This window comes from Kamptonema sp. UHCC 0994 (assembly GCF_029167235.1).
In the GTDB taxonomy this organism is placed as follows: Bacteria; Cyanobacteriota; Cyanobacteriia; order Cyanobacteriales; family Microcoleaceae; genus Kamptonema.
In genome coordinates, this window is the sequence record NZ_JARFTR010000313.1 from 1 (window position 1) to 5614 (window position 5614).

Consider the following 5614-nt stretch of genomic DNA (forward strand, 5'->3'; position numbering starts at 1 on the left):
ATTTCACTGTAAACATGACTTACGTAACGCCGCCTTCTAGGCGGTATCTTTACCGCCTAGAAGGCGGCGTTACGTATGCTGTAAGTCCTGACTTTATTTCGACAACTCAGTGTTGAATTCATTGACTATTCGCCGTTTGAGCTCGACAGACTCAGTACGGGGAAGCAAGTTAAAGACTTCTCGGAAAGCATCGTCTACCTTCTCGAAGGCGACGGCTCCCTTGATGTTGAAAGCAACTTTCCCAGACTGATTTAGTAACACCGTTTGAGGGACAATGCCTTCGTAGTAGTGGCTTGGTTCTGTAAGCGAGTCTAAAGGTTTCGCAGGAAGAGAATCAACACTCACGGGGATAAAGTCAGCGGCGCGGCCATAGTATTGCTGGAGGTTAGAGACTACGGTGGCATATTGCTTGCAATCGCTGCTGTCATCCAAATAGAACACCAGCAAGGCGGGTTTGCTGCGTTGAAACGAATCCGTAAGGGTGACTCTGGGAGGCACGAGAGAGCCATTACCGCCGTAGAGAGCGAAGATATTGCCATCAAAGCGATCGTCGTTGATGCCCGCAAAAGCGGCTGGTGTGAATGCTAGCAGGCAACTAAGTGCAACTGCGAGGGTTAACAAACAGGGCAAGATCCGGTATCGCCAACTGCGGCGGGAAGTAGCGGTAGTGGTTAGACGTTGAATCGCAGAAGGAGTCATAGGTTGTTGCTAGTGTTACTGAGCGGGCGAAGTTCCCTTGCCTCTATTTTATTTTTATCTGTTTGGGGCTAACGTAATATTAAATTTAAGGCTAAATCCAGAATTTGCTCTCGGTTAACCAGTTGTTCTAACTCTCTAGCTTCGTACCGCCCTGCTTCCACTTCTAGAGAAGCTTCGTTAATAGCTTGCTGATATGCTTCTTCTAGAGATAGGCGCAATTCTTCTGGAGGTAAATAAACTCCTCCTGCTTTACGACGCTTATTTAGCCCCTGAATTTTTAAAACAGAATTGCGAATAGATACTTCCCAGGATCGAGTTGAACGATTTTCGGCTTGCTGTTTAATCAGGTGTAGCAGGAGAATGACAGCATAACTGATAATATTATTAATTATGTCGGATTTGCTCATCTCTTCGAGTTCTTCAACGATGGCTAACGACCCTTTGATATCACCTTTTATCAGGAGTTCTTTAAGTTCAAGTAATTCTTCCATGATATTGGTAATTGGTAATTGGTAATTGGTAATTGCTAATATGCTGGCTGTACGTACTCAATTGAAAATCCTATATTACTTAACTTATATTACTTAACCTATCTTTGGTTACGCAGAAGACTTTGCTTGCGTGTGCGATCGCTACCAAGGCCAAAAAGTAGGCGACCTCTGAGATTCTGAGCCAAAGCAGAAACAACCTTAAGTTTACGCCATGCTTAGCGAAAAGCACCTGGCAAGGCTGAAAAAGGAAAGATCGAAACTCGATCCTTGACACATTACTCTTTTTACCCTTCCCCTTTTTGGGTCCCCAATATGAAAAGGATTGTTACAAACTATTACAACAAGACTAATAATGTGAACGTCATGCCTCAAAATGCTATCGGGAGGTAGTTAGTACAAAGGAATCACATCCTTGCTAGCCGCCCACCAATTTCTTGTACAAAACCTTCAGCCCCCTAGCTGCGCCTAGCTTACAAAATTTAGGTTATGCAGGCAATCTGTGGTATTGTAAACGACAGTCTTGTACGCGGGCAGGCACAACCAGCATCGCGAACAAGCGTCTCCCCGACGCAAAAAGTGGCTAAGCTACCAGCAACTTCAACCTTTGATGGCAGCGTTTCTCTCCAAAAGCGTCAAATCTCCAAGCTTTCATAGCGCGGAGCCTTTCACAAGCAGTAGGAAGCGCTAATTCCCGCCTCGCTTCCTTCCCGCTCAAAAACAAAGACGGGATATCCAGCGGGTAAATAAAAGATGAGTATCGTCACCAAATCTATCGTGAATGCCGATGCCGAGGCTCGTTATCTCAGCCCAGGCGAATTAGATCGGATCAAAGGCTTTGTCACCACTGGCGAACGCCGCGTTCGGATTGCCCAAATTTTGACCGAATCCCGCGAGCGCATCGTCAAGCAAGCCGGCGACCAACTTTTCCAAAAGCGCCCTGATGTCGTCTCTCCCGGCGGCAACGCTTATGGCGAAGAAATGACCGCCACCTGCCTCCGCGATCTGGACTATTACCTGCGCTTGATCACCTACGGAATCGTCGCTGGTGACATTACTCCCATCGAAGAGATCGGAATTGTCGGCGTTCGCGAAATGTACAAGTCCCTCGGTACCCCCATCGAAGCCGTTGCAGAAGGCGTTCGCGCCATGAAGAATGCAGCTTCTTCTCTGCTATCTGGTGACGATGCCTCCGAAGCTTCTTCTTACTTTGACTACGTTATCGGTGCGATGCAGTAAGGCATCTCGATTTTTGATTTTTGATTTTTGATTTTTGATTGGGGGGTTGCTAGCAAGAAACTAAAAAACTCTTGCACCTGACGCGCCACCAGCAAATCTAAAATCCTGACATCCAAGATCAAAAAATCCTTTCCTCGGACTGATTGAGCCACTTTCAAGGAAACCAAACAATCATGCAAGACGCAATTACCGCCGTTATCAATTCCTCTGACGTTCAAGGTAAGTACCTTGACAGCAGCGCCCTCGACAAACTGAAGGGTTATTTCTCCTCTGGTGAACTGCGCGTCCGCGCCGCGACCGCTATCAGCTCTAACGCTGCTACGATCGTCAAAGAAGCAGTTGCTAAGTCCCTACTGTACTCTGACATCACCCGTCCCGGCGGCAATATGTACACCACTCGCCGCTATGCAGCTTGCATCCGCGATTTAGATTACTACCTCCGCTACGCCACCTACGCTATGTTGGCCGGCGATCCTTCCATTCTCGATGAGCGCGTGCTCAACGGTTTGAAAGAAACCTACAACTCCTTGGGCGTGCCCATCGGCGCAACCGTCCAAGCCATCCAATCCATGAAGGAAGTCACCGCTGGTCTAGTTGGCGCTGATGCTGGCAAAGAAATGGGCGTTTACTTCGACTACATTAGCTCAGGCTTGAGCTAGGGCGAAGGAAGAAGGAAGAAGGAAGAAGGAAGAATTTAATTTCTTACTCGCCTTTATTGCCTTTTGACTTTTTACCTTTCTATGAGGTCAGGGAAGTTGAGAGTGAGTGCTAGACCGTGAAAGGCTAATCTCGATGATTTGATTAGTTTTAATGAGCTGGCTTTGACTCTAAACTCCCTGCCTTCAAATGGTTTTAGATTTTAGATTAGTGAATTGTCTGAGCTTCTCAATAATATTTAGAATCTCGGAGTTTATCCCCAATCGAAAATCCAAAATCCTAGCATGAAAAATCGAAAATTGATAGACTTTCTGTCTTCAATCTTTTAAAAAATCATCTAAGAATTGGTCAACCAACTGAGGAGAAATTTGCACCATGAGAATGTTTAAAGTGACTGCTTGCGTTCCCAGCCAAACTCGCATCCGCACTCAGCGTGAATTGCAAAATACTTACTTTACAAAGCTAGTTCCCTATGACAACTGGTTCCGGGAACAACAACGGATTATGAAAATGGGTGGAAAAATTATCAAGGTTCAACTCGCTACTGGTAAACCGGGTGCTAATACAGGTCTGCTGTAAAATCTTTGCAGATTCAATAATGTATTGGCAGGAGGTCGAGTTCGGCCTCTTTTTTTATTAGTTGTTAGTCCTTAAATTCTAAAATCCTATGGCTTATGACATCCGACAGCTAATTCCCTTTCTCGACCCCTCCGTGCAGGAATGGTCTGTAGAGGCCCGCGTGTTGCGGTGGCTGACTTTCCTGTGGCTATTTGTGGGGTTAGTGGTGCTGTTTTCAGCTTCCTACCCCAGCGCGAATGCTGATTATGGAGATGGACTTTATTACTTTAAGCGACAATTAATCGCGGTGGCAATCGGGTTAGTGGGTTTTAACGCGATCGTACACACTTCCTTGCGCTACATTCTAGAAATAGCTCAGTGGGCTTTTTTGTTATTGGTAGGTTTGCTGTGGTTAACATTAGTTCCGGGACTGGGAACTAATGTTAATGGTGCAACTCGCTGGATATCTCTAGGCCCAGTTCCAATTATTCAACCTTCTGAGTTAATTAAGCCTTTTTTAGTGCTACAAAGTGCTCGCATTTTCGGTAATTGGCATCGCATTAATTATAAATTCCGCTGGGCTTGGGTGGGAATTTTCGGCTTGGTGTTGTTGGGTATTTTGTTACAGCCAAATTTGAGTACAACGGCTTTGTGTGGGATGACTTTATGGTTAGTAGCAATGGCTGCTGGATTGCCTTATTATCAATTGGGCGCAACGGCTCTAGGAGGGCTATTTTTAGGTATTTTAAGTATCAGTATTAAAGAATATCAGCGCCGCCGAATTATGTCTTTTTTGAATCCTTGGGCCGATCCGATGCAGGATGGTTATCAGTTAATTCAAAGTCTATTGGCGGTGGGTTCTGGTGGATTTTGGGGTACTGGTTTAGGGATGTCGCAGCAAAAGTTATTTTATTTGCCGATTCAGTATAGCGATTTTATTTTTGCTGTTTATGCTGAGGAGTTTGGCTTGGCGGGGAGTTTGGTACTATTACTTTTTTTGGCGGCTTATGGGACGCTGGCGCTGTTGGTAGCACTGAAGGCTCGTAATATTGAGTATCAATTGGTGGCGATTGGGGTGATGGTGGTGATGGTAGGACAATCGCTTTTAAATATTGGGGTGGCGACGGGGGTTTTACCGACTACGGGTTTGCCACTACCACTGTTTAGTTATGGTGGTAGTTCGATGGTGGCAAGTTTGTTGTTAGCGGGTTTATTAATTCGGGTGGCTAGAGAGAGTTCAGAGGCTGAGGTTGTGTCTTTGGATGGGCGTAGAGATGAAATGAGACGCAAGAGATTAGGGACTAGGGGAAGAAGGGGCTAGGGAAAGAGAGGGGGAGATGGGGAGGATGGGGAGGATGGGGAAGATGGGGAAGATGGGTAATTAGCAATTTCAGCAATTAGCAATTAGCTATTAGCCATTAGCGTAAGTCTTGTTTTATTCTCTTTCCCTTCTTCCCTAGCCCCTAGCCCCTAGCCCCTTTCTTCCCCCTATCAACTTGCCCCAACATTAATTGCAGGACTATCAGCGAGAGGAGCACAAATTAGTATTCCTGTGCCGTTATCTTCAAGGGGGCCCAAATTAGGATCGACTTCCAGAGAACCTGCTGTAGCTTTGCCATTGTTAAAAGTATTCTCGATCGCAGGCCACTCAATATTCCCGCCGCCATCTGCAAAATAGGCCCCTGGTTCCGGGACAAACCCTCGATGATCGGAGGTATTTTGCTTGTTCCCCCAAGGATTTGCGGCTGTATTTGAGGAGATAATCGTGTTAGTGAGGCGAACATTTTGCCCGCCACGAATGCCACCCGCTTCATATCCCGCTTGGTTATTGGCCAAGGTGCAGTTATTGACACTCCCCGGTCTAAAGACACGGGGATTCTTAAGGACAAATTTTGGGGGATGAATCCCGCCAAAGTTTGATTCTTAAAGGGTTAGTCAATGACCCACTACTCACTCGCTCTATTGTAGAGTCT

7 protein-coding genes are annotated in these 5614 nt (G+C 46.1%); 4 read left to right on the top strand and 3 right to left on the bottom strand.

Annotated features, from left to right (window positions below; translation table 11 throughout):
• Positions 1 to 93 precede the first annotated feature (93 nt).
• Positions 94 to 699, bottom strand: a complete 606-nt coding sequence (locus tag PY364_RS28695; RefSeq protein WP_275571114.1) for a thylakoid membrane photosystem I accumulation factor — start codon at positions 697 to 699, stop codon at positions 94 to 96.
• 68 nt (positions 700 to 767) lie between these two features.
• Entirely contained in the window at positions 768 to 1190 is a 423-nt protein-coding gene (locus PY364_RS28700) for a DUF29 family protein (RefSeq protein ID WP_275571115.1), read from the bottom strand.
• A gap of 750 nt (positions 1191 to 1940) precedes the next feature.
• On the opposite strand from PY364_RS28700, the gene apcA reads away from it, so the two are divergent.
• The 4 genes from apcA (at position 1941) to PY364_RS28720 (ending at position 4962) form a co-directional block, all read left to right on the top strand.
• Positions 1941 to 2426, top strand: a complete 486-nt coding sequence (gene apcA / locus PY364_RS28705; protein WP_275571116.1) for an allophycocyanin subunit alpha — start codon at positions 1941 to 1943, stop codon at positions 2424 to 2426.
• Between the two features lie 173 nt (positions 2427 to 2599).
• The gene (gene apcB / locus PY364_RS28710) at positions 2600 to 3085 is read left to right on the top strand and encodes an allophycocyanin subunit beta (protein ID WP_019487148.1); all 486 of its coding nucleotides are present in this window, start codon (positions 2600 to 2602) and stop codon (positions 3083 to 3085) included.
• A gap of 373 nt (positions 3086 to 3458) precedes the next feature.
• Positions 3459 to 3662 (top strand): phycobilisome linker polypeptide, encoded by a 204-nt coding sequence (locus PY364_RS28715; protein WP_007356911.1) that lies wholly within the window; start codon positions 3459 to 3461, stop codon positions 3660 to 3662.
• Positions 3663 to 3750: 88 nt separating this feature from the next.
• A complete protein-coding gene (locus PY364_RS28720) occupies positions 3751 to 4962 on the top strand; it encodes a putative peptidoglycan glycosyltransferase FtsW (protein ID WP_275571117.1) in 1212 nt (403 codons plus the stop codon).
• 170 nt (positions 4963 to 5132) lie between these two features.
• Here the strand turns inward: PY364_RS28720 and PY364_RS28725 are convergent, their stop codons facing one another.
• A complete protein-coding gene (locus tag PY364_RS28725) occupies positions 5133 to 5477 on the bottom strand; it encodes a choice-of-anchor Q domain-containing protein (RefSeq protein ID WP_275571118.1) in 345 nt (114 codons plus the stop codon).
• Positions 5478 to 5614: the final 137 nt, after the last annotated feature.

Excerpts from the sequence above, each read along its gene's own strand:
- PY364_RS28695 (WP_275571114.1), bottom strand. The coding sequence starts at position 699 with ATGACTCCTTCTGCGATTCAACGTCTAACCACTACCGCTACTTCCCGC.
- PY364_RS28700 (WP_275571115.1), bottom strand. The coding sequence starts at position 1,190 with ATGGAAGAATTACTTGAACTTAAAGAACTCCTGATAAAAGGTGATATC.
- apcA (WP_275571116.1), top strand. The coding sequence starts at position 1,941 with ATGAGTATCGTCACCAAATCTATCGTGAATGCCGATGCCGAGGCTCGT.
- apcB (WP_019487148.1), top strand. The coding sequence starts at position 2,600 with ATGCAAGACGCAATTACCGCCGTTATCAATTCCTCTGACGTTCAAGGT.
- PY364_RS28715 (WP_007356911.1), top strand. The coding sequence starts at position 3,459 with ATGAGAATGTTTAAAGTGACTGCTTGCGTTCCCAGCCAAACTCGCATC.
- PY364_RS28720 (WP_275571117.1), top strand. The coding sequence starts at position 3,751 with ATGGCTTATGACATCCGACAGCTAATTCCCTTTCTCGACCCCTCCGTG.